Raw genomic sequence first — 2,213 nt, 5'->3', positions numbered from 1 at the left:
GCGCGCGGTGTCGGGGATCTCCGCGAGCCTGCCGCGGCCCGCGATCGAGCGCGCCACGAGCCCGTCGACCAGCTCGACCGTGGTCGCGAGCAGCATCGGCTCGGGGAAGGGCTCCTCGATCTGGACGAGCCCGGTGGGGTCCTCGCTCCACGCCGCGGTGACGCCGCGCGGGCGGTCCGGCTTCACGCTGCGGGCCACGACCCGGACGCCGTTCGCGAGCAGGGCCGACGCCAGGGTGTCGCCGGGGTGCCCGGTGTAGGGGACTCCGTCGAAGGTGAAGGCCAGGGTGCGGGAGCGGTCGATCCGCCCGTACCCGTCGACGCGGCTCACGAGGAGAACCGGTAGGTCGCGGTGTCGCGGACGGCGGTGAACCAGCGGCGACAGCCCGCGCTGTGGCTCCACCGCTCCTCGAAGCGGCCCTTGGGATTCGCCCGGACGAACACGAAACGCCCCCACTCCTCGTCGGACAGGGCGGCGGGCTCGGCGGGGTACGCGACCCCGGCCTGGCCGCCGTAGTGGAACTCGACCTCCTCGCGCGGTCCGCACCAGGGGCACCTGATCATCTGCATCGCAAGGCTCCTAGTGCGCGACGGCGGCGGCGCCGTGCTCGTCGACGAGCGCGCCGGTGGTGAACCGGTCGAGGCTGAACGGGGCGACGAACTCGTGCGGGCGGCCGTGCGCGACGGTGTCCGCCAGGCACCATCCGATGCCGGGGGTGGCCTTGAACCCGCCCGTGCCCCACCCGCAGTTGAGGTAGACGTTCTCGAAGGGGGTGTGTCCGACGATCGGCGACGCGTCCGGCGTGACGTCCACGATCCCGCCCCACGTCCGCAGCAGGTGGGCCCGGGCGAACACCGGGAACAGCTCCACCGCCGCCGCCATCTGTCGCTCGATGATGTGGAAGGCGCCGCGCTGGCCGTACCCGTTGTAGGAGTCGACCCCGGCGCCCATCACCAGCTCTCCCTTGTGGGCCTGGGACACGTAGACGTGCACGGCGTTGGACATGACGATCGTGGGGTGCACGGGCTCCAGCAGCTCGGACACCAAGGCCTGCAACGGGTGCGACTGCAGCGGCGCGGGCACGCCCAGCATGTCCAGCAGCACGCTCGTGTGCCCGGCGGCGCAGAGTGCGACCGTGCCGCAGGCGATGTCGCCGCGGGTGGTCCGCACGCCCGTCACGCGGTCGCCGTCGGTGGTGAAGCCGGTGACCTCGCAGTCCTGGACGAGGTCGATCCCGGCCTCGTCGGCGCGCCGGGCGAAGCCCCAGGCCACGTAGTCGTGCTTCGCGATGCCCGCGCGCGGCTGGTAGGTCGCGCCGTGCACGGGATACCGGATGTCGGCGGAGACGTTGACGATCGGGCAGATCTTCGCGACCTCGTCCGGGCCGATCCACTCGGCGTCGATCCCGTTGAGCCGGTTGGCCTCCACCCGCCGGACGGAGTCCCGGACGTCCTGCTCCGTGTGGGCGAGGTTGAGCACGCCGCGCTGGCTGAACAGGATCGGGTAGCCGAGGTCCTCCTCGAGCCCCTCCCAGAGCTTGAGCGCGTGCTCGTAGATCGCCGCGGACTCGTCCCAGAGGTAGTTCGAGCGGATCAGGGTGGTGTTGCGGGCCATGTTGCCGCCCGCCAGCCACCCCTTCTCCAGGACCGCGACGTTCGTGATCCCGTGGTTCTTCGCCAGGTAGTGCGCCGTCGCCAGGCCGTGTCCGCCACCGCCGACGACCACGACGTCGTACGAGCGCTTCGGTTCCGGTGTGCGCCAGAGGAAGTCGGGATGCTCGGGCAGGTGCTCCACGTCAGGTCTCCGGACTGCTGAGGGACGAGTTCGCGTAGACTGGTATATCAGTCGCCGTGTACGCTAACCGGGTCGTCGACGAGGGTCAAGGGAGGACAGCGGTGGGCATCGCGTCGATCGCCGAGCCGGGGTCGCTGGCCGACCGGGCGTACGCCGCGATCCGGGACCGGCTCGTCATGCTCGAGATCCGGCCGGGGGACCCGCTCAACGACGACCGGCTGGCCGCCGAGCTCGGCACCGGCCGGACCCCGGTGCGCGAGGCGCTGAAGCGACTCGAGGGCGACCGGCTCGTGGTCGCCTACCCGCGCAGGGGCACGTTCGCGACCGCCGTCGACATCACCGACCTCTCGCACCTGTCCGAGGTGCGCCTCGCGCTCGAGCCGCTGGCCGCGCGCAGCGCCGCCCGGGACGCGCGATCC

General features: G+C 72.0%; 4 protein-coding genes. 1 reads left to right on the top strand and 3 read right to left on the bottom strand.

Annotated elements, in window-relative coordinates:
• The 3 genes from H5J29_RS29870 to H5J29_RS29860 form a co-directional block, all read right to left on the bottom strand.
• Window positions 1-330: (2Fe-2S)-binding protein (locus H5J29_RS29870; protein ID WP_181784308.1), on the bottom strand; the 330-nt coding region annotated here is incomplete at its 3' end.
• The gene (locus tag H5J29_RS29865; protein WP_181784307.1) at window positions 327-569 is read right to left on the bottom strand and encodes a sarcosine oxidase subunit delta; all 243 of its coding nucleotides are present in this window, start codon (window positions 567-569) and stop codon (window positions 327-329) included. The genes H5J29_RS29870 and H5J29_RS29865, both read right to left, overlap by 4 nt.
• 10 nt (window positions 570-579) lie before the next feature.
• Window positions 580-1,794, bottom strand: a complete 1,215-nt coding sequence (locus H5J29_RS29860) for a sarcosine oxidase subunit beta family protein (protein ID WP_181784306.1) — start codon at window positions 1,792-1,794, stop codon at window positions 580-582.
• A 101-nt stretch (window positions 1,795-1,895) separates the two neighbouring features.
• On the opposite strand from H5J29_RS29860, the gene H5J29_RS29855 reads away from it, so the two are divergent.
• A partial coding sequence (locus H5J29_RS29855) for a GntR family transcriptional regulator (RefSeq protein ID WP_181784305.1) occupies window positions 1,896-2,213 on the top strand: 318 nt, incomplete at its 3' end.

Origin of the sequence: Pseudonocardia pini (genome assembly GCF_013870575.1) — a bacterium.
Lineage (GTDB): Bacteria > Actinomycetota > Actinomycetes > Mycobacteriales > Pseudonocardiaceae > Pseudonocardia > Pseudonocardia pini.
Note: the sequence above shows the minus strand (reverse complement) of the source record. Positions and strands in the feature narration are given on the sequence as shown.